The organism is Hymenobacter sp. YC55 (assembly GCF_029433095.1).
Lineage (GTDB): Bacteria > Bacteroidota > Bacteroidia > Cytophagales > Hymenobacteraceae > Hymenobacter.
The window spans coordinates 1,491,527-1,511,532 of record NZ_JARNTX010000002.1; the positions used below are offsets into that span (position 1 = coordinate 1,491,527).

27 protein-coding genes and 1 tRNA gene are annotated in these 20,006 nt (G+C 55.6%); 5 read left to right on the forward strand and 23 right to left on the reverse strand.

The annotated features are described in order from the left end of the window. The first annotated feature begins 131 nt into the window (after nucleotides 1–131). From P1X16_RS19475 to P1X16_RS19495, 5 genes are all read left to right on the forward strand, one after another. A complete protein-coding gene (locus tag P1X16_RS19475) occupies nucleotides 132–1,196 on the forward strand; it encodes an acyl-CoA desaturase (protein ID WP_277232499.1) in 1,065 nt (354 codons plus the stop codon). Nucleotides 1,197–2,020: 824 nt separating this feature from the next. Next, on the forward strand, nucleotides 2,021–4,054 hold the full coding sequence (gene rpsA, locus P1X16_RS19480; RefSeq protein ID WP_277232502.1) for a 30S ribosomal protein S1: 2,034 nt from the start codon (nucleotides 2,021–2,023) through the stop codon (nucleotides 4,052–4,054). 193 nt (nucleotides 4,055–4,247) lie between these two features. Further along, nucleotides 4,248–4,318 (forward strand) — tRNA-Cys (locus P1X16_RS19485). A 144-nt stretch (nucleotides 4,319–4,462) separates the two neighbouring features. Continuing rightward, entirely contained in the window at nucleotides 4,463–5,335 is an 873-nt protein-coding gene (locus P1X16_RS19490; protein ID WP_277232505.1) for a hypothetical protein, read from the forward strand. A 339-nt stretch (nucleotides 5,336–5,674) separates the two neighbouring features. After that, the gene (locus tag P1X16_RS19495) at nucleotides 5,675–6,007 is read left to right on the forward strand and encodes a hypothetical protein (RefSeq protein ID WP_277232507.1); all 333 of its coding nucleotides are present in this window, start codon (nucleotides 5,675–5,677) and stop codon (nucleotides 6,005–6,007) included. 62 nt (nucleotides 6,008–6,069) lie between these two features. Here the strand turns inward: P1X16_RS19495 and P1X16_RS19500 are convergent, their stop codons facing one another. From P1X16_RS19500 to P1X16_RS19610, 23 genes are all read right to left on the reverse strand, one after another. Beyond that, nucleotides 6,070–6,324: a hypothetical protein gene (locus P1X16_RS19500; RefSeq protein ID WP_277232509.1), complete on the reverse strand. Its 255-nt coding sequence runs from the start codon at nucleotides 6,322–6,324 to the stop codon at nucleotides 6,070–6,072. A gap of 141 nt (nucleotides 6,325–6,465) precedes the next feature. Beyond that, the gene (locus P1X16_RS19505; protein WP_277232512.1) at nucleotides 6,466–7,365 is read right to left on the reverse strand and encodes a hypothetical protein; all 900 of its coding nucleotides are present in this window, start codon (nucleotides 7,363–7,365) and stop codon (nucleotides 6,466–6,468) included. 1 nt (nucleotide 7,366) lies between these two features. Beyond that, complete coding sequence (locus tag P1X16_RS19510; RefSeq protein ID WP_277232515.1) at nucleotides 7,367–7,885, reverse strand: hypothetical protein; 519 nt, start codon at nucleotides 7,883–7,885, stop codon at nucleotides 7,367–7,369. A 1-nt stretch (nucleotide 7,886) separates the two neighbouring features. Continuing rightward, nucleotides 7,887–8,708 (reverse strand): hypothetical protein, encoded by an 822-nt coding sequence (locus P1X16_RS19515; protein ID WP_277232516.1) that lies wholly within the window; start codon nucleotides 8,706–8,708, stop codon nucleotides 7,887–7,889. A 98-nt stretch (nucleotides 8,709–8,806) separates the two neighbouring features. Then, the gene (locus P1X16_RS19520) at nucleotides 8,807–9,316 is read right to left on the reverse strand and encodes a hypothetical protein (protein WP_277232519.1); all 510 of its coding nucleotides are present in this window, start codon (nucleotides 9,314–9,316) and stop codon (nucleotides 8,807–8,809) included. Nucleotides 9,317–9,337: 21 nt separating this feature from the next. Continuing rightward, nucleotides 9,338–9,967: a LamG-like jellyroll fold domain-containing protein gene (locus P1X16_RS19525; protein ID WP_277232521.1), complete on the reverse strand. Its 630-nt coding sequence runs from the start codon at nucleotides 9,965–9,967 to the stop codon at nucleotides 9,338–9,340. A gap of 20 nt (nucleotides 9,968–9,987) precedes the next feature. Next, entirely contained in the window at nucleotides 9,988–11,217 is a 1,230-nt protein-coding gene (locus P1X16_RS19530) for a hypothetical protein (RefSeq protein WP_277232523.1), read from the reverse strand. A 6-nt stretch (nucleotides 11,218–11,223) separates the two neighbouring features. Next, nucleotides 11,224–11,535: a hypothetical protein gene (locus tag P1X16_RS19535; protein WP_277232525.1), complete on the reverse strand. Its 312-nt coding sequence runs from the start codon at nucleotides 11,533–11,535 to the stop codon at nucleotides 11,224–11,226. Beyond that, nucleotides 11,532–11,837: a hypothetical protein gene (locus P1X16_RS19540; RefSeq protein ID WP_277232528.1), complete on the reverse strand. Its 306-nt coding sequence runs from the start codon at nucleotides 11,835–11,837 to the stop codon at nucleotides 11,532–11,534. The genes P1X16_RS19535 and P1X16_RS19540 overlap by 4 nt, the downstream gene beginning before the upstream one ends. After that, the gene (locus P1X16_RS19545) at nucleotides 11,834–12,028 is read right to left on the reverse strand and encodes a hypothetical protein (protein WP_277232532.1); all 195 of its coding nucleotides are present in this window, start codon (nucleotides 12,026–12,028) and stop codon (nucleotides 11,834–11,836) included. The genes P1X16_RS19540 and P1X16_RS19545 overlap by 4 nt, the downstream gene beginning before the upstream one ends. Nucleotides 12,029–12,031: 3 nt before the next feature. After that, entirely contained in the window at nucleotides 12,032–12,454 is a 423-nt protein-coding gene (locus tag P1X16_RS19550) for a hypothetical protein (protein ID WP_277232535.1), read from the reverse strand. After that, entirely contained in the window at nucleotides 12,451–13,416 is a 966-nt protein-coding gene (locus tag P1X16_RS19555; RefSeq protein WP_277232538.1) for a hypothetical protein, read from the reverse strand. The genes P1X16_RS19550 and P1X16_RS19555 overlap by 4 nt, the downstream gene beginning before the upstream one ends. Continuing rightward, nucleotides 13,416–14,054, reverse strand: coding sequence for a DUF6046 domain-containing protein (locus P1X16_RS19560; protein WP_277232541.1), 639 nt, complete (start codon nucleotides 14,052–14,054; stop codon nucleotides 13,416–13,418). The genes P1X16_RS19555 and P1X16_RS19560 overlap by 1 nt, the downstream gene beginning before the upstream one ends. Beyond that, nucleotides 14,054–15,841: a tape measure protein gene (locus P1X16_RS19565; RefSeq protein WP_277232544.1), complete on the reverse strand. Its 1,788-nt coding sequence runs from the start codon at nucleotides 15,839–15,841 to the stop codon at nucleotides 14,054–14,056. Before P1X16_RS19565 ends, P1X16_RS19560 begins: the two co-directional genes overlap by 1 nt. Nucleotides 15,842–16,053: 212 nt before the next feature. Beyond that, nucleotides 16,054–16,365: a hypothetical protein gene (locus tag P1X16_RS19570; RefSeq protein ID WP_277232546.1), complete on the reverse strand. Its 312-nt coding sequence runs from the start codon at nucleotides 16,363–16,365 to the stop codon at nucleotides 16,054–16,056. After that, complete coding sequence (locus P1X16_RS19575; protein WP_277232549.1) at nucleotides 16,356–16,778, reverse strand: hypothetical protein; 423 nt, start codon at nucleotides 16,776–16,778, stop codon at nucleotides 16,356–16,358. The genes P1X16_RS19570 and P1X16_RS19575 overlap by 10 nt, the downstream gene beginning before the upstream one ends. Nucleotides 16,779–16,781: 3 nt before the next feature. After that, nucleotides 16,782–17,984, reverse strand: coding sequence for a DUF2586 family protein (locus P1X16_RS19580; RefSeq protein ID WP_277232552.1), 1,203 nt, complete (start codon nucleotides 17,982–17,984; stop codon nucleotides 16,782–16,784). Beyond that, nucleotides 17,984–18,169, reverse strand: coding sequence for a hypothetical protein (locus P1X16_RS19585; protein WP_277232555.1), 186 nt, complete (start codon nucleotides 18,167–18,169; stop codon nucleotides 17,984–17,986). Before P1X16_RS19585 ends, P1X16_RS19580 begins: the two co-directional genes overlap by 1 nt. Beyond that, nucleotides 18,138–18,377 carry a hypothetical protein gene (locus P1X16_RS19590; RefSeq protein ID WP_277232559.1) on the reverse strand — a complete coding sequence of 80 codons (240 nt, stop codon included), beginning with the start codon at nucleotides 18,375–18,377 and terminating at the stop codon, nucleotides 18,138–18,140. The genes P1X16_RS19585 and P1X16_RS19590 overlap by 32 nt, the downstream gene beginning before the upstream one ends. Continuing rightward, on the reverse strand, nucleotides 18,346–18,579 hold the full coding sequence (locus P1X16_RS19595) for a hypothetical protein (protein WP_277232561.1): 234 nt from the start codon (nucleotides 18,577–18,579) through the stop codon (nucleotides 18,346–18,348). The genes P1X16_RS19590 and P1X16_RS19595 overlap by 32 nt, the downstream gene beginning before the upstream one ends. Then, nucleotides 18,576–19,175 carry a hypothetical protein gene (locus P1X16_RS19600; RefSeq protein ID WP_277232564.1) on the reverse strand — a complete coding sequence of 200 codons (600 nt, stop codon included), beginning with the start codon at nucleotides 19,173–19,175 and terminating at the stop codon, nucleotides 18,576–18,578. The genes P1X16_RS19595 and P1X16_RS19600 overlap by 4 nt, the downstream gene beginning before the upstream one ends. Next, a complete protein-coding gene (locus P1X16_RS19605; RefSeq protein ID WP_277232566.1) occupies nucleotides 19,172–19,486 on the reverse strand; it encodes a hypothetical protein in 315 nt (104 codons plus the stop codon). The genes P1X16_RS19600 and P1X16_RS19605 overlap by 4 nt, the downstream gene beginning before the upstream one ends. Then, nucleotides 19,483–19,887 (reverse strand): DUF5675 family protein, encoded by a 405-nt coding sequence (locus P1X16_RS19610; protein WP_277232569.1) that lies wholly within the window; start codon nucleotides 19,885–19,887, stop codon nucleotides 19,483–19,485. Before P1X16_RS19610 ends, P1X16_RS19605 begins: the two co-directional genes overlap by 4 nt. Nucleotides 19,888–20,006: the final 119 nt, after the last annotated feature.

The following is a 20,006-nucleotide window of genomic DNA, read 5'->3' on the forward strand; positions in this document are numbered from 1 at the left end:
GATTAGTAGGGAGCAACAAAAACATAGGCCGGGGTATTGCCATTGTGCAAAATGCGGGGCTTATGGACGATTCCGGATGAGCTAGCGTTAGAGGGACATACCTTTGCAGGATTCCTTCATCATCACTTCATATGCAAGCACCTAAGTTCGCGGCTTCTCGCTCCTTTCATAAGGAGTTGAAACTCCGCACCAATGCCTACTTCGCTGAAGCAGGCAAAGACACTACCGGCGACTCCCGTTTGTTTGCCAAAGCCATCATCCTCACGGTTTCGTTCGTGGCCGTGTACCTGCACCTGGTTTTCCTGACGCCTCCCGCTTGGCTGGCACTTCTGGAGTGCGCCCTGCTAGGCCTCGTGGGGTCAGCTATTGGTTTCAACGTTATGCACGACGGCGCCCACGGCTCGTTCAGCAAGTCGAAATGGGTTAATCAGTTTGCTTCGTTCACGCTTAATGTGCTCGGCGGCAACAGCTTCATGTGGAATATGAAGCACAACCTCATCCACCACATGTACACCAACGTGGACGGCGTAGACGACGACCTCGACGCACAACCATGGTTGCGCCTGAGCAGCACCCAAACGCGCTACCGTTTCCACCGTTTCCAGCACCTCTACTTCTGGTTTTTCTACGCCCTGCTCTTCATTGCCTGGATTTTCTTCATGGACTACCAGAAGTACTTCAAAGGCAAAATCGGGGAAATGCCTATCAAGAAAATGACGGCTTCCGACCAAGGCGTGTTCTGGGGTTTCAAGGCGCTGCACTTGTTCCTGTTCGTTGCCCTGCCCATCTATACCGTCGGCTTCGTTGCCTGGATAATTGGTTTCTTGGTATTTGCCACAGTTGTTGGATTCACCATGAGCATCGTGTTTCAATTGGCGCACACCGTCGAGCACGCAGCCTTTCCTATCCCGCACGAAATCACCAACAAGCTGGAAGATGAATGGGCTATCCACCAAATTAAAACCACTGCTAACTTCGCTACCGATAGCAAAGTCATCAGCTGGTTGGTAGGCGGCCTCAATTTCCAGGTGGAGCACCACTTGTTTCCTAACATCTCTCACATCCACTATCCTGCCCTCAATAAAATCATCCGGCAGGCTTGTCTGGAGTTTGGTGTGGAGTACAACGAGTACCCGAAGATGCGCTACGCCGTAGCCTCTCACGTAGCACACTTACGCGAAATGGGCCGGGCGTAAGCAAGTTTAAGAGCAAGTAATTAGTTTAGTTAGAAGAGGATTGCAGTAGTTATTGCAGTCCTCTTTTCTATTTACAGTGATGCAAAGGCTCCTTTTAATATCCTTACTTATAATCACTACTAGCTGCCGTAACAAGGAGTACAGGACGGTTACTATTGGCAATCCCAAGGTTGATAAAGCATGGGTATCTATGCAGGTGCCAGCTAGCTGGAAGTACCAGAAGAAACTTTGGGCATTCGGATCTGATTGCCAAGAATGTGGTTACACAGTGAGTAACGAAATAGTAAGCACAAGCAGGGATAGAGCGAGCCTTAACATGGATTCGGATAGCATAGATAATGAAGGGTGTTTTATACATATAGATGTTGCTCCAAAAGGCGAATTCCGTCTTGTGCCTAAGTATGAAGTAGAAGCAATAAAGGACAAAAATCCTGGGTGCATAATCCTTTCCGTTGATACTGATTCAACAAAGGCAGTGTAGACATAAGTGCTTATGAAATACAGCGTTGCTTGTATTTTCGCCAGATTACAATAGTGAAGAATAATACTAGATTCCACTTTTTCTTTGGAAGAAGTAAGCACATATCTTCCATTAAGGAGACAATAGATGAAATAAAAAACAGCATCGTTTGCCATGCCACTAAGTAAGGTTTGGCAAGTATTGTAACCGGAGCTACTATCTCCTTTCCATCTCTTCTTCAAATTGCTTATCTTTGCCGCCCCGTCAGGGTGGCGGGCCGGCGCTTTCATGCTGTGTATCAAGTAAAAACGCGTTCCGGAGTTGGCCCTGAGCCGGACGTGTACAGCAGGGCTACAAGCAACAAATGGCTGAAGTAGCAGATAACTTCGACTGGGACAATGTAGGGGCGTCAGGCTTCGGTGGTAACTATACCCCCGAGCAGCGTGCCGAAATGGAGCAGATGTACGGCAATACGCTGACTACCGTACAGGAAGAAGAAGTAGTAAGAGGCGTTGTGGTGGGTATCACCGAGCGCGACGTAATCCTGAACATCGGCTTCAAGTCCGATGGTTTGGTGTCTATCACTGAATTCCGCGACCTGCCCGACCTGAAAATCGGTGACGAGGTAGAGGTATTCATCGAAGACCAAGAAGACCTGAATGGTCAGCTGATCCTGAGCCGCAAGAAGGCGAAGATCAAGCAGGCTTGGAAGTCTATCTACGACGCGCTGGAGAATGACACCATTCTTGAAGGCGTAGTGAAGCGTCGCACCAAAGGTGGTCTGATCATGGACCTGGACGGTGTTGAAGCTTTCTTGCCCGGCTCGCAAATCGACGTGAAGCCTATCCGTGACTTCGACATTTATGTTGGTCGTCGGATGGAAGTGAAAGTAGTGAAAATCAACGCTGCTTTCGACAACGTGGTAGTTTCGCACAAAGTCCTGATCGAGAAAGACCTCGAGAAGCAGCGCGAAGCCATCCTCAACAACCTGGAGAAAGGCCAGATCCTGGAAGGCGTTATCAAGAACATGACCAACTTCGGTGTGTTCATTGACCTTGGTGGCGTTGACGGTCTGTTGCACATCACCGACATTTCGTGGGGCCGCATTGCGCACCCGAGCGAAGTATTGCAGCTCGACCAGAAGCTGAACATCGTAGTATTGGACTTCGACGAAGCCAAGAAGCGTATCAGCCTCGGTCTGAAGCAGCTGACCGCCCACCCATGGGATTCGCTGCCTGCCGACATGGGCGTAGGCTCGAAAGTGAAAGGCCGCATCGTAAACGTAGCCGACTACGGCGCGTTCATGGAAATCATCCCTGGCGTGGAAGGCCTCATCCACGTTTCGGAAATGAGCTGGAGCCAGCACCTGCGCAACCCGCAGGACTTCATCAAGCAGGGCGACGTAGTAGAAGCGCAGATCTTGACGCTCGACCGGGAAGACCGCAAGATGAGCCTCGGCATCAAGCAGCTGAGCGAAGACCCATGGACTCGTGGCGACTTCGCCACCAAGTACGCTGTGGGCACCTCGCACAACGGCCTCGTGCGTAACCTGACCAACTTCGGCCTGTTCGTAGAACTGGAAGAAGGTGTTGACGGCCTCGTGCACGTATCTGACTTGTCGTGGACCAAGAAGATCAAGCATCCTTCGGAAGTAGTGAAAGTAGGCGACCGTCTGGACGTGCTTGTACTCGAGTTGGACGTGCCTAACCGTCGCTTGGCCCTAGGCCACAAGCAACTGGAAGAAAACCCATGGGATACGTTCCAGACGGTATTCACTCCTGGTTCGGTACACAAGGCGACCATCACCGACAAAAACGACCGTGGCGCTGTGCTCGAGTTGCCGTACGGCATCGAAGGCTTCGCGTATCCGAAGTCGCTGGTGAAGGAAGATGGTAGCAACGCTGAGAACGGTGAGTCGCTGGACTTCCGCGTGGTTGAGTTCTCGAAGGATGACCGCCGCATCGTATTGTCGCACACTGCTGTTTACAACCAACAGCAGGAAGAAGACACGCGTGCTGCCAAGTTCAAGAAGAAAGGCCCCGCTGGTCAGGCTCCAACCGCTACGCAAGGCGAAGGCAAGCTGACCGACCTCAAGAAGCAGCCTGCTGCTGAGAAGTCGACCCTCGGCGACCTGGATGCTCTGTCGGCTCTGCGCGACAAGATGATGGGTACGGAGCGTCAGGTTGGCGAGCAGAAGCTAGCTTCCAAAGCTGCTCCTGCCGCTGAGGCTGCCCCCGCTGCCGAAGCTCCTGCAACTGAAGGTGGTATCCTGGCTGCCGTTACTGGTGCTGCCTCCGCTGCCTTCGATAAAGTAACTGAAGTAGCTGGCGACGTAGTAGACCGTGCCAAGCACTTGCTCGACAGCGATGACGCTGCCGACAAAAAAGACGAAGAATAAGCTAAGCTTGCTTCTTGCAGTGGAAAGGCCCCGGAGAATTCCGGGGCCTTTTTTGTGTCTATAGCAGTAGGTAAAGGAAATTTTCAAGATTTTATTCTGCCAGAAAAACAGTGCCTTACCATGTCAAACTTGGGAAATACCGCTTCAGGTTTGGCATAAGTCAGATTAAGGTGTAAGTTTGCATCCCCAATCCGGTGACGTGACCGAGTGGCTAGGTAGAGGTCTGCAAAACCTCCTACGGCGGTTCGAATCCGCCCGTCACCTCTTATTAAGTAAAGAACCCCGCTATAAGTCAACCTCTTACAGCGGGGTTTTTTCATTCAGGTACAACATCAGTACAACAGTGCGATAACTTCTCTCCAAAAACGTTCTGGGAGACCATCATTTGCCCTAGCACTACACACTTCTATGAATTCAGCTTCCCAGTTGCATGAGCGACTGCTCAAATTGTTTCCAGTAAAAGTTGTTAAGGGTCAGTTTGAGGTGGAGGCCACCATTCAAGCTGAGATGCTTCCTGAGATTGCAGCTAAATACTCAGCCGATTCTATTAAGGCTTTCCTGGTAGATAACATCGGCCTGACTAGGCAGCACAACTATTTTTTCCGACTAGGCTCAAAATTCAACCGCGGAAATTTCGATATCGATGCGCTACCGATGCAGGTCATAAGCAGCCTGCAACAAGACGACAGCTACATTTTCTGGTGCCTGCCTGTAGTTGAATACGATTTGGCTCTATTTCCTCCCGGCGAGCAATTCACAATGCAGCTTTACCAGCCGACGAGAATAGTTGTCAATCGAAAAGATGTGGTAATCCAGGCGACCATCTTAGAACGTAGTGCTTCCTCTTATATGGAGGTGCCTAAGCAACAAAAGCTAATCGAAATCCAGCGGCGTAATACAGAGGATGTTTTTATTCAGGATATTCTTGCCGTATTTAGACAGAGCAACACGATAAGCGTTTGCGACCTAAACCAAGGGGTGAAAGCTCTCTGGAATGGGAACTCTATTGATGCCACTTCGGTCAGTTATAGAGGTGACAAGTCGATGACTACGAAAGCCATGGACGAGCAATGTACAGTAAAACAGGACTTGCCTGAAGATTTCAAAGACATCATAACTCGGCCTTTAAGCAGGACCATCTTTCAGCCGATAAGCGATAAAGATCAGTTCAGCCGCAAGTTCACGGTTGACCCTTCCAAGGGTATTCTACGTACCTCTACCTACCCAGAGCATCCTGACCAAACCTGGAACATTATCAATGAAATTCTTAGAAATAATTGATAGGTCTTTCATTGGAAGGTTTGTTCAGAACCGGCTGAACATACTTGAGCACACCGACCCCAATAGAATCTACGTGGAACAAGTCCGTAGCTTCTATGGCGTGCCTAAGTTTGTGGCAAAGTATCTCTGTGAGAAAGCGGTGCAAAAGGGGCTTTTTGTTAAGCGCTTCGGTGTCGAGTGCCCTAATGAAGGAAGGTTGATCATTACCGCTGGTAGCAGAGAAGAGTTACCACGCGTGATATATTGCTCGAATTGTGAAGCACTTGAAGAGGATAAGTATGAGTTTGCGCTTGAGGAGTGCCACGTAGAGGAATTCTATAAGCTTAATGTGCATTAAACGTGGCTCTTACCAAGGCAAAGCTTGAGGTTTATAAGATCTTACTCAGTATGGCTATAGAGGCTTTTAACAAGTTCATGCAATTTGTACTGGCCCTATTTGCAATGTATTGGTTTGGACGGTCTATGGAAAAGTACATCATGAGCAACACAGAGCTTGAAGCAACTAAGTGGGCAGCTGCCAATGGAACGTTTGCCTTCATGATTTTTGCAGTCTATGCTTACTTCTTCAAAAAAGATGACAAGGAAAAAAAGGAGGCCTCGAAGCTTGATAAGATAGTGGACGCTGCCATTAACAGATGGTCGGGAAATAATCCACCGCCTACCTCCCCATAATTTGTATAGCAGCTTGATGCATCATTATATCACTGAAAAAGCCCCGGCATCGTTGGGGCTTTTTATATGTTCGGCAACCGGATCTGATCGGTGTAGGCTTCCAGTGGAGCGGTGCTCACGAAGGTGCGGCATTGGTGCAAGTGATTGGCTTGTGGGTCGTAATACACCTCGGCAAAGAAACTGCCTAGGTGGTAGAGGTTGACCCTATCCTCCTTTTCTCCCCTACGCATAGCTAAGTAGGTGCCTTCCGTAAAAACAATGGATAACTGCTCTAGCAGGTTTAGTCGATTAAAGGCGTAGAGGGGTGGGATAGCCATAGCTTCACAATAAGAAGGCGAATACTAACTTAATTTAACTAATCAAGGAATAAATAGTCTATAAAAGCATAAAGCCTCAGCAGTTGCTGAGGCTTTGTTGTGCCTTGCAAAGCTTACTTATGCTAGTAACAAAGTGCGGCTTTATAATCCAACCCACTGCCGAGCGGCAAGCACGTAGAAAGGCGGCCGGTTTTCGTGTTCCTGATTGCCGCCGGTTTCGTTGATGACGTGGGTGTGGTTGCCGGCCTTCTCCGTTTGGATGGTTTGATCCGAAGTAGGGTTGTTGCCCCGGCTAGCGAGCGGGCTGCTGCCGTCAGAGCCGCGGCTTTTAAGGCCGTGGGTGTGCTCCCCGGCTTGCTCCATGCCGTGACTGTGTGCCGGCAACTGCTCTATGCTCAGCGTCACTCGCTCCGCGCCGCCTTTCTTGCCTACTTGGGAATAGTCGTTGTGAGCCTCAAACAAGCCGACAATAAAGCGGGCGCGCAGATCCGCCGTGCCGTTTTGGCCGTTGCACAAGGCCCACCCCCGGGCCGGACCATCGGCATAACCAAGGCCAGTAGCTGAATACAGCCCACCATTGTGTGAGGCTAGCCACTGCACTTCTCCTAAGGTGCGCTGTTTGCTTTCCAGCCACTTCGCATAAGTGAGCTCCGGTGAGCCGCTCACAACCAATTTCTCCACGTTGGCCGGATAGGTGCCCAGCGGCTGCGCTGTGTAGAGCATCTCCGTCATGCAGGGTTTGCTGCCGCCGGTCTGGTAGGCTCGATAATCAGTTTCATCGTTGCCGATAAAAACAATTTCCGCTGGCAACTGCACATCCGTTTGCCCCTCAAAGCGCTGTATCCGGCCGTTGAGCCACATATAGCCAGCGGTGATATCCCCACGGTTGTTCGGTCGGCGGGTGACACTTAAGCCGCTCAAGGCCATTGGGGGTGCTCCGGCTAGCACGGCCGTAACGGCGGTATATACCTCGCTCTGCAGCACATCGAAATCATCGAGCGCAATCGGCCGGCCGCCGGTATCAAAAAGTAATTGTTTCATTTTAGATGTAAGTGATAGCGTGACGGATCATGCTGATTTTTAACTGCTTTATTCTGGCCTGCACTGTCGGTTCCTGTGGTCGCAGGGAGCGGGGCACCTGTACCACAAAACCCACTTGCGAAACGTATTCCAGCCAGTTATTCACCTTGAGTAGCGGCATATCCTCCACCACGTAGTAAGTCACCGGCATTTCTTGCAACTCGCTCACGTAGTTGAGGTAGATCGGGCTCAGCTCCGTATCGGAGTTAATGATTCGGATCCGCCGAAAAACCGGATCAAACCGATCATTCAAAGCTTTTTCCAGCAGCATTGTCTGCCCGTTGTAGCTAAGCTCCGTGGCACTGCGCCGAACGTGCTCCGCGAAAGCCAAGTAGGTAGCCTGCAGCGGTTCATGCAGAGCATAGAGCCAGGCCAGCATTTTCGGTCGCCTGAGCAGCGCGGGGAGTAAGTTTCTTATCAGTCGCTGCGGCTGCACTCGGTACCGGGCTGGCAGCAACTCTGCAAAAGAGAAGAGCGGCATGCTAGTAGGGGAGGAAGGTAAGCGTATCGGCTAGCGTGCTGCCGGCGGCATCATCGAGCACGATATAACCGGCCTGCGTCTCATAGATCCGCTCAATGGGCACCACGGCACCGGCTCCGGCCCGAGCAGTGACGCTACTCAGTTGCACATCCTTCACGCCTGGCACGGCTTGAATGTAGTCTTGGATCTTGGCTACGTAGATCAGGCCGTTAAATTCGAGGCTTGCCAAGTAGGCCCGGATCGAGGCTTGTACCTGCTGCTGCAAGGCCGGCACATCAATCAGCGGATCATAATACACTTGAGCGGTAACGCGGAGCTTGTCAGCGGCCCGGCTCACGATTTCTTTCCGCACCCCGGCAAAACCTTTCCGGTCAAAATAGCCACGTACCTGCACCAGCTCAGGAGCCGAAAGCGCTGCCAGCAAACCGGGCCGCGCCCCATCTTTGGCCACCTTAATAAAGAGCTTGCCGGTTAATTCGTTTTCGATGGCTGCGGCCCGGGTGATAATGCGCTCCCCGGTGCTGCCGGCCGCGTAGTGGATCCCTTCATCATCGGCCACCAATGTATCCCCAGCCTGAAATAGCAGCGCCTGATCAGCATACCATGCCGCCGTGCCAGGTTTGGCCCGGCTTAGCGCCAATTCCACATCCGCCTTATGTCTATCAAATATGGTTTCGTGCACGGAATGCACGACGGCCGTAACGTATGCCCATAGCCGGTGCAGGGCCGTCGCAGAAGACGAGGTGAGCTGCGGTGCTAACTCCGGATCCGCTTGAATAGTGGCCTGGATAGAATCAAAGATTTGCTGCGTAGAACGTGCCACAGATAGCTATTTTTTAAAGTAAAGCCGAACCAAATACAGCAGGCCGGCCAGTAGGAGCACGGCAAAAGCTGGCACCCACCAATCAAACCAAGGCACCACTAGGCAAAGCGGCCCATCAGATCGGCCTGCTGAATGTGATCCTCAATGAGCTTGCGCATCAAAACCGGCTGGGTGTCGCGCAGAAAGCAGAAAAAATCGCCTTGCAGGGCCAACGGCTCCGGCAGGCTATCCAGGAAAGAGCGCCAGCTGTCCCCGTTTTCCACGACCGGCATCGGCACCGGTTCTTTGGTGAGGAAGTTCAGGGCCAACTCCGGCGAAATCCGGATGTAGCAGATAGCGCCCTCTTTTTGCGGATTTACGGCCGTGTTGTTGTCGGCTACCAGCGTGACCTGATAATCCGAGAAACCAGGGCCGCTCAGCGCCGGCCCGTAGTTGCCCTGCTCAGTTGCGGCAAACAGCGAAACGGTGAGTAGCAAGTGCACCGCCCGGCTCTGCTCATCCACTGATAGGCGGGGGCTATGGGCTTTCTGTTTAACAATGGTTGAGCCGGCCACCCGATCCGAAACGGGCAGCACGATATCCGAGAAAGGCAAGGAAATAAGAGGCATAAGCAAAGAGGGTAGGAAGGGTTAAAGAATGCGGCCGTGCCGGGCGTAGCCGCTGCGATCGATGATCTTGGTGCCACTCGGGCCGCGTTCGTCCATGCGTAAGCACATTTGCAGGCCCGGCGTCTTGTCGGAAATCGAGAAGTCTTTTAGTTCGTTGATCTGCTCGAGCGAGCGCGCGTAGTTCCAATAGCGCACTTCGCCGACCGTGCCCTGATTGGCCGGGAAGTCGAGCGGATAGGGATCTTGCACGATATAGGGCTCGCAACCAGCGACGGAATAGCGCTCGCCCCCGTCGATATAAACGGTGCGCTTGCTACGCTCGAAATCGACGACAAAGGCGATATGGTGCGGTGAGCCGACGAAACCGGCCGGCATGCCAAACTGCAGGCGCCCGGTCGGGGCGGAGCTGTTGCCCGTATCGAAGTAAAGCGTCCCGCCATAAGGCAAGTGAGCACTGAATCGAACGGTGTTGAAATCGGCGTCCGGATTCATGTAGGCGTAGCCGTTGGCGCCGGTGGGCGTGTACCAGAACTCCAGCGTGTACGATGTGCGGCCCAGGATCTGGAGCACGTTTTCAACGCGAATTCCGGACTGCTGCTGCATGGCCAATGTGTAGGGAATCGGCCCACCGAGCGCGTTCTGCACGCTCATAAAGTAGCGGAGTAAGCTCATTAGTCGAGTTCCTGAATGGTGTACTGCACTTTACCGTTGCCGCCCGCGCAAAACATATAGCAGAGGTTTTTGCCTGCCGTATAGGTTTGCTTGCTTTGGAAAACAGCCGGATCGAGCGTCGGCGGGGTCGCGGAAGGCGTGAGGAAAATCTGCGCCACTGAGCCCGGCACTTTGTCGGAAAGATCGACGGCGAACGTGCCGCTCGTTATCGTGCCGTACACGCTATCCCTATCCAGATGTACAATCGTGCCCGTGCGCGGCGCGGCGCGCGTCGCGCTGCGCACGGCGGCCACGCTCGGCACTGAACTTGGGCTGTTGCTGCTCAGATCCTGCTCAACGGTTGGGCCGCCTCCGCTGCCGGCCGCCACGTTGACGTTGCCATTGGCATCGGGCGCAACCCCGTTCACGGTTTTCACCGTGCCGAGGCCGATGGTGAGCGTCACGTTGCCGTTGGCATCAGGGGCTACGTTATTGACGGATTTGACAGTGCCGCCTCCGGTGCCGGTGGTAGGGACGGTGATGGTTTTATAGCTGCCATCATTGGCCAGAAACTTGGTACCGTCGCCGGAGCTGGTGAGCGCTACCCCGTTGGTTGAATTGGAAGGCGCGGCCGTGCCATCCGGGGAGGTGAAACGGAGCCGCCAAGTGATATCTCCCTGCGCGTTTACCAGACAATCATAAATAGCATACTTGGCGGCGCTGATGGTGTGAATCCACAGATCCCCGAAGTTGCTCACCTCCGTCGTCGGCTCAAAAGATTCGATCCGGATCCGGGTGCCGTTGGTGCCATCTTCGCCATCAGCCCCCGGGGCGCCCTTCAGGCTGGCCAGGAACTGCGCTACCGTGCCGACGTAACCGGAGGCCACTGCCAACTCATAGGCGGATTTCCCGGCCGGGCCGGCTACCGTCGAGGCCGGCCCCTCCTTGCCCGGAGGCCCGGGTACCGTGCTGGGTGCACCGCGGAGCGTGAGCCGGAAAGTCCAGGCCCCCGCCTCCTTAATATACAAGTCAGTGTTTCTGGTATCGATATAAGCATCAATATCCAAGCCGAGGCCGTTGTCCGGTGCCCCGGGGCCATGGTGAATAATGGCCCCGCGGGTGACCCCCTCAAAGGTTTCTACCGCCTCCGCCACCTTACCAAAAACAGCTTGTAAATCCTGAGCACTCGTATCAGATTGGCCGCTCCTGATGTGGGTTTCGGCCGCGTCACGTATTAAATCCGCGTACATAGCAACTTATTTAAAATCGGTTTTCTTGAAATCGGCAGGCTTGAAATCGAGCATAGTGGCCGGCTCAACGGGCGGCACAACCACACCGGCCGGCAGGATGGTATCCGCCACATTGATTCGCTGCTGCCGGCCGGCGAAGTAGGCGGCTACTTCCGGCCGGCTCAGGGCCGAGGCCGGTACTTGCAGCACTTGCCCGGGCGTGAGCAGCTCTGTGATGCTGATGCCGTTGGCATCCGCTAAATCGAATAGGGCATCCAGCGTGCCGAGTTCCTGCAGGCAGATGTCGAGCAGCGATTGGCCGAAAGAAACATGAATCACAGGCGTTCCGCATTAATGAGCGCGCTGCTCAGGTTGGCAAGGTCAAGTTCGATAATGGTGTAGCCGTCGCGCTCTAATTGGATACTTACATTTCGCGTCAACTCGGCTGTTTGGCCGGGGCCGTAGGTGCTGACGATATAGCGGCTCAGGCCTACGCCAACGAGCGGATCTTGGCGCCACTCGCCCTGATTGGTTTGCAGTAGCAAGTCGATATGCTGCGCGTCGCTCTCGCCCAGCACGAAGTCGCCTCGCTCAATGGCCAAGTCAGCGTTGGCATCGAGCAACAAGTCCGTCGCTATCATAGAATGGTGCCGGTTTGGGCAGCAGCCGTGCCAGTTGTTGAGACTTGTCCCGTTTTCACGAAGGCGGTAATGATCTGAGCCAACTCCCGGGCATAGTCAGCCCGGGCCTTAATGGGCTCTTCCGTCCGGGCCGCCATATCGTTGAGCAGATTCAGGATATCAAGCTCCAGCTTCGGTGTATTGAGAGGCATGGGTTAGGCAACTAGAAGGTTAAGTAGACGCTGCTCCAGGGCCGTGAACGCAGCGAGGTTGTTGGCAAAGCCCGTCACGCCGCCGCCATTGCTGAAGGTTTGCTGCTTGAGAGCCGTGATGAGGTCCTGTAGCAGCGTGAGCAGGCTTTCGCTCGTCGTGGCCAGGCGGAAGTGGGTCACCTTATCGGCCGAGATGAGGAAGGTGTCGACGAGCCGGTTTTCTACTAGCCCGATGAGTACCTGTGCCCCAACGGCTGGGTAGATGCCGTTGAGCAGGGCCACGTCGAACACTTGCGCGTCGTCACTATCGGGCTGCACGTCGCACGTGTCTTCTTCCGGGCGCACGTCCGTCACGACGCCCCCGATGACCGAGACCGGAATCTGATTATTCATCAGCCGCTCGAATGCTTCCTTTACGCCGCTCATGCTTTAGGTCCTAAGGTGATGAGGCGCCGGCTGCCACCGATGCCAAATGATTTGCTGACTTTATCCACGGAAAATGCGCCTTCGCGCTCCGGGTAGTCCGGATCCTGGATCAACACCACGTCGCCGTGCTCGATGTGCGGGATACCGAACGTGGTCAAACTGCCCCGGTAGCCATCGAAGCGAAGACGAGCTAGCTCTTCTTTGGCCCGGGCCTCCAGCTGGTCGGCTGGCACGCCCGAAAAGTTGAGGGTGCGCAGTTCGCCGTCCGGATCCCCGAATTCTTTTACCACCCGCTTTTTGCCTTTGCGCGGGCCACTTACGTGCGAAATGGCACGGACCTTAATTCGGAAATCTTCTTGCCGGGCGTAGCTCAAATCATTGCTGACCACGTTGCGGCGAAAAGTGAGCACGTGGCGCGGGGCGGTTGCCCGGGCCTTGTAAGGATCGCCGGCAACTAAAGTGCCTTCCCGAAAGAAGGTGCGAATACCATAGTCTTTGCGCAACGCCTCCAGCACCTGCGCGCCGGTGGCCTGGTTGATAGTGAACTTACCGAGGTCCACGGCGCCTAACGTCTGAATCGGGAAGCTTTGGCCGCTCTTATCCCGCACGTACTCCAGTAGCGTCTGCAGCGACACCGACCGCCAACTCATGGTCATCGGTTTGCGCTTGAGCAGCCACATGTCATCTTCACACGTGATTTCCGCCGGCGGGCCTGTCTTTACTGCCACTACGTAGCCGGTAAACTCGGTGCGTAGCTCCCCATCGTAGCCGTAGTTCACAATTACCCGGTCACCTACTTTCACCGCATCGGGCAGCGACTTGCCGCCCAGCACGAGAATGCGCCGGGGCACCCGGATAACGCACGTGTCGGTAAGCTGCTGCCACGTGCTCTCAATCTGGACATCATTGACGAAATCCAGATTGAAATCACCGAGGGTTATATGAGAGGTGAGACGTAGCATTAGACGTAGCGCCGGGGCGTGAAGGAAATGCCTAGGTCAGGCAGGGGAGTGGACTTTTGTAGCTCAATCGGCTCGTCCGAGAGGCAGCGCAGCTCGTAAGCCTGCAGGTTGGTGAAACCGGGTAGCGCGGGCCAGCTATGACCTTTGATGACTAGGTTCTTGATACCGAGCAGGCGGAACAGCCGCCCCGTCACGGGTATGGCCGCCGGTACATCGATAAGGGTTTGCAGGGCCTGCACTTCGCGCTCAGGATAGCGCCGGGAATAGCGGCCATCGGTTGGATCCGAGGCGAGTACTCCTTTGATGGTCACGGCGTAGTCGCCGTTGCTGATGTACTCTTTCACCGAGCCGTTACGGCCCTGGATGTCGGTGGTGACAATGAGTTTATCCCGGCTCACCTCCACGATCGGATCGTTGAGCACCAGCTGCCGCCAGGCGGCGGCCGCTAGAAACTCCACCCGCGCGAAGACGGGCAGCCCGAGCAGGCCGGTGCCCTCCACGTTGGGGGGGAGGGGTGTGCCGTAGTCATTCTGCACCAGCTCCTCCCGCTCGGGCTCTTCCGGTACGGTGTAGCGCACCAACGGTGCGTAGCCAAAGGCTTCCGCGGCTAAGGCTTTAAGATTGATTGCGTACTGCATTAGCTGGCGGTGGTCATGGCGTTGGCATCGTTGAGCACCGAGAGCAGCGCCTGGCGCACGCCCTCTTTCATCTTGTCGATGCCTTCGCCGGCGGTGGCGGTGTAAATGGTGGTCTGGCCTAGCTGCTGCACATTGATGGTGATGTTGGTCACGCCCCGGCCCGCGCCGGTCGCGCCGCTGCCTTTACCCTTGGTACTGGCCAGCCCTACGTCAGCGGCGCTACCTGCTTTTTCGGCGGCTTGCTCGTCCGGCTTTTTGGCGGCAAAGAAGTCGCTCATACTTTTGCCGCTCGTGCCCCGGAAGTCATCCACGCCCTTGGCAAAGCCTTTTTGGTAGCGCTTGTTAATGTTCATCAACTGCTGCACGCCCTGCGCTATCTGGGCTGGATTGATGGTAAAAGCCCCTGCAATCACGTTGCCCAGGCCCCGAAATAGCTCCATCGCGCCGTAAGCAAACCCGTAGAGAAAGCCCCGAAAGCCTTCGAACTTATTCCAGCAATACACTACGGCGGCTACCAAGGCCAGCACGGCCGCCACGACTAGGCCTATCGGGTTGAGCATCATCGCGCCGTTAAGGAGCATCTGCGCGGCAGCCCAGAGCTGCGTGACGACGGTGGCAATTTTCACGTAGGTGGTATAGGCAATGATGCCGGCCACGATGGGCGTAATGACAATGCCGAGCACCTTGAAAGCCGTGCTGTGCTCCTGCACGAAGCGGGTAGCGTCTCGTACCGTTTCCATCAGGCCCCGCACGTTGCTCATCAGGGAGATGACCGCCGGCAAGGCCGCTTCCACCAGCACCGTTTTTGTTTTCAGCCATTCGTTATCAAAGCGGGCAATCTGCGCTGGCAAAGCGTTCATAGCTTGGGCCAAGCCCGGGCCGAACACCTTACGCAGCTGCGCCGAGAATTTGGGCAAGAAGTCCTCGGACATCAGCTTGCCATCATCCATCGTCTTGTTGAGCTGCGCTTGCGTCATGCCCATGGCATCGGCTGCAATCTTGAAGGCACCGGGAATCCGTTCGCCAATCTGCCCGCGCAATTCTTCGGCCTGCACCTTGCCTTTGCTCATGATCTGCCCTAAGGCTAGATACACGCCCTTGGCATTTTCACCGTCAAGCCCCATCACGGTGGTGGCGGTGGCTACGTCCTCGAAAATCTTGCGTGTGCCTTCACCTTGCAGCTTGGTGCCCATCATCGAGCCGGTGAGCGTGCGGAAGCCTTCTTTCGAAGCCAGCAGGCTTACCCCGAGCCGGTCAGAGGTGGTTTGCAGAAACTGCAGGTTCTTGGAGCCTTCCTGGGCCGAGCCGCTGGCAAACTTGATGGCATTGTCCATGCCCGTGAGCTGCGCCGTGTCGCGCACTAAGTCCATGCCCCCCATTACGCCGGCCCCGAGTGCCAGGCCGCCGAGCAGGCCTAAACCCATACCGCCCCCACCAGTGCCACGGCGGCCGATGCTCTGCAGCCGCTCCATCTTGCGTTCCGTCTCCTCGATAGCCCGATTAGCCCGCGCCAAGTCACGCAGGTTCATCTTTAGATCCCGCTCTTTGGTAAGCGTGTTCAGCTTAATTTCCAGGCTGGTGAGGCTGGTTACCGCCCGATTGCTGCCACTAACAATCTTGCTGGTGGCACCGGCGACGCTGCTGCCCATTCCACCCGCCTTGCTTTGCACGCCCTGCACGGCCCGAGAAACCCGGCCCATAGCGGACTCCCCAACTGCTGCTACTTTCCGCAACGGGGCGGAAAAAAGGTCCTGCAGCTTAAGAGTATAGGAAAGTAAGTTAGCCATCGGTGGGAAAGAGAAGGGGAGCCGCCATGGCGGCCGCTCCCCTTACTGTTGCTCGTTGATTATTTTATGCAGCCACTGCGCTTGTCCTGCTTTGTCCTGCCACGCTTCATCGGAAAGATCTTCCGGATTTGGAATGTGGAGGTAGTAGCTGATTAGTGCGTCTGCCTTGCGCAAGCCGTCCTTCCGATCGCGCGCGTCGACCGGCAGCGGAATTAGTTTTTTTTAAGCTCGCCGTCGAGCAGCTCGACCAACGCAATGACTTGCATGGCAGCCGACATCTTCAACTTTTCATTGGTCAGCACCTGGTCGTTGCCCCCCACAAAGCAGTTCTCCAGAATAAATTCGCCCGCTTCCATCGGCTTGTTTTGGGCAATCAGGGACATCGAGCGCGCTACGACGCTACGGCCTGGCTCCTTCAGATGGGCGACGGCTACAACGTTGCCAGCTTTGTCTTTCAACGTAAGCGTCTGCACGTCTCCGTGCTCTTTCTTCAACTCGTCGAGGGTTTTAGCAGCTACTTCCACAGGATGTGCGAGATAATGAGGGGAACTTCCACCTCGATGTTGGTATCACCGGCTTTGCTATTCCGGCTGTTTTTCTTAAACTGGGCATTCATGAGCTTGTGGGTCACCACGCGGTTAACCGAATTGACGAAGCTCACCACAATGGGAAAGGGCGGAATGTCCTGGATACGGCCCGAGGGCACGGCGTCAACCAAGCGCTCCAACTCCTTGGCTTCCACCTTCATCGAAGCCGTAGGCTTATTCTGCCCGTAGCCGCGGCTCGAAGGATTGTTGCCCGCCCCGTAGTTGTCGACCATCTCCTGCTCGTCTTCGTAGGTGATTTCCGAGATGCCGATTAAGGTTTTGCCGAGCAGCTGGACGTTGATATCGGCCCACGAATAGGCCACGCCGTTGATAAGAGGGGTGTAATTCATGGCTTAGAGAGATTTGGCGAAGCCGACCGTCGCAACGATTTCGCGGGCCGTACCCACCGGCACGATGGTAAAATCTACTTCCACGAGGCTCGTGGCCAGCACGTCCTGCGCCGGGTTGATGTACACGTCGGAAGCCGAAATTTCCCCCGCGCGGCCCAGGTTAGCATCGAGCGCCGTTTTACCCTTGGCCTCCAGTTCCCCGACCGTCTGCGCCCGAAGCGTACCGTCCTCGTTGAGGGGCAACGGGCCGAGTAGCGACGGTAGCAGCGCTTGGCGAACTACGCGAGCGGCTTTGTTGCTAGTGCGCACGTTCTCGATGTACGCGTAGTCGCTGGCCAGGCTCGTGCACGTGTGCGAGTCATTCCAGTAAAAGCCATCAAAGCCGACGTGGGTCTTCGCAAACAAATAGCCTTTGGTGTGCAACGCTTCCAGGTCACCAGGTAGCAGCTGCCCTAGGCTCTTGCCGTTGCTCAGGCCCGCGCTGAGGAAACGGCCGTCGGAAGCCAGGTTGAATTTGTCAAGCCAGCCAATATTCTCGTGTACCTGCGCATAGCTTACCGTGCCCAACGCGGTACCGATGGCCGGCACGCCCGGGCGGTTGAGGTGGTCACTGCCAACGACTAGCGCTACGTATTCGGCACTCTGGCCCCGCAAGTCGAGCAAGCCAGCGACCGAGGCCGCTAGGCTGTGACCAGCAAGCAGAATCAGCACGGGGCGGTGTTCGCTGAACTCTTCCGCAGCGAGCGCCTGCGCTTTGGGAATGGTGGCCACTACGTCGCCATCCAAGCCGTCCACGCTCACCGGCACGTAGCCAGCAGCAGAGTCCAGGCAGATAGCCAATTGCTTGATCTTTCCAGCGGCTTCCGCTAGCAAGCTCTTGGCGTAGGTTTTCGTTTTATCAGCCATTTCCGCCATGGTCACGGTGCGGGCTACAACCATCAGGTAGAGCACGCTGCCTTGACTCAGGCGGAAGTATTCCGACACGTGGTAGTACAGATCCGCACTGTTGGTGGTGTCGTAGGCTTCATCCACTCCCAAGGCCTCCAGTTGGCGGAGCGAACGCAGCTCATAGACGGTACCGAGCTGCAGGCCCCCAACCACGGCCACGCCCTGAGTGATGAGACCCGAGATACCATCTTCGGTGGGGCGCTGCCGGCCCAGGCCACCGCGGCCCTTTACAATGCGAACGTCAGGCAATTTGGCCATTAGTCGAGGAGGTAAGTAAGGAGTGAGGAGGTGGTACCACTGTTGTAGGCAGTGGCAGCGGCAAGGGTGCGGAAGTAAGCGCCGTCCCCGTTGCCATAGAGTGTGGTCAGGTCCAGGGCCCGCATGGTGGCGCGGGCCCGGGCCAGGTCCGCACTAGACGGCTGGAGTTTCTTCTTCCTCGGCATCGACTTCTTCGGTTTCGCGCTCAATCGTCGTAATGTTCTTGTCTTCCAAGAACTTCACGTGCGATTTGCACCAGCCTTCGTGGGTGAACACTTGCCCGTCACTGGAGACGTAAAGCGTATCCGTTTCCGGATTCGCCTCAAAATAGGCGTCATAGTTAGGAGCCGAAGTGGCGCCTTCAGTTGCGGGGGTCTTCTTGGCTTTGGCCATCTTTACAAGTGAATTGCGCCGTGCCGGCGACGGTGGTAAAAAAGATGAAGGCGTACTTCAGATAGGGCAATAGCAATTCGGGAATCAGTTCCGGCTCCAGCTTGATCGCGGCAATCACGCCCAGGGCAAACAGGGCCAGCTTCTGCGCCCGGCGCCAAAACGTGGGCATTTCCGCCCGAAAGCGAGTAAGCAGCGTTTTCATCGAGCGGCGCGTAAGGTGAGCGAGAACAGGCACCAGGTGAGGCTGGCCCCGGCGGCAAAGCCGAGGAAGAGCAGCCACCACCATACCCAGCCGCGCGGGTCGTACCAGCTGAAGTGCAGCACCTGAGGGTAGATCCTCAGCTTGGGCGCTATCACGGTACCGGCGGCTCTGCCTTGGATAGCCGCCCGAATAATTTCGAGCTTGTAGTTGCGCCCTACTCGCCAGAAGCGGCCTTGTACGCCCAACGTGTCGAAACACAACGTGTCCCGCAGAACGGGCCGGTCTAAGACAAAAGGCGTAACGGCTGCTTTCACAGCGGCTTTCTGCGTGGAGTCCAGTGACGCCTGCAGGTTGCTGATCAGCGAGTCGAGCTGCCAGGCTTCGCGCTGGATCCACACCGTGTCGTGCACGGGCACAAACTCTTTGCGGATAATTACCTGCGGCACGCGGAAAGGCACATACACCTTCACCGTCTCAGGCCGAACCAGGTCCGGATGGTTGGCCACAAAGTCAGCTACCTTCTTCTCTGGACTCTGAAGGACGGCGCAGCTGCTAGCCATGAGCAAGCCAGCTGAGGCAAGCAAGAGGAATTTCATCGATGGCTGGATTTAGGGATGTTGAGGGCGCCCCGAATGGCCGCCACGTCTTCTTTCACTTCGCCCAGCTTGTCGAGTACTTGCTTATTGCCATCCTCGACCCCAGCAATGCGGCGGTTCAATTCCGCTTTGGCTTCTTTGGAATCCGCCACGTGCTGATCGAAAGCCGTTTTCTGCGTCGTCTGCGCGTTTTCTACCGTCGTGATGCGGTTTTCGTAGCGAAGTGCAGAGCCAAAGGCACCGCCACCGAGAACGATGGCGATACCGATGCCCCACTTCACCCATTCACTAGTAGTAGATTGCGCACTCACGATACAGTAATTGTGACCGGCTCGCCGGCGTCTAAAGCCTCTTTGATGCGGGCGTAGAGCAATGCATAAGCAGCGCGGCTATTGCCCACGAAATCTTTACTCTCGGTAATGCCGACCAGCAAGCAGCCTTCCGTATCGGCGGCTGTGTTGCCGCTGTGGATCCGGATGCCGGCAAAGCCCGGCACGTTACCGAGCAGCGGCATGAGCCGGCGGAAGCGGTTCGAGTAGGTGATGGTCACCGGGTAGGTGCCGGCCGGGATGGCTGTTTTGCCATACACTTTCGCCGCGCCAGCCTTGCGCACCACATCTTCCAGTACCAAGCACTCATACCGGCCGTCAATGGACAGCTTGCCGATGGTGCTCTCGGCTGTGAACGTGGTGCGTTTTAGGCTCAGCTGCATGAGGGCTTAGCGGTTGTTGGTGTTGCTGCGATGAGATAAGCCCCACTTGGCAGTGCGACTGGCTACCGTCTTCTTTCCAGGCCAGTAAGTGAGGTTGTTCACCCTGCTGCTGCTGCAGG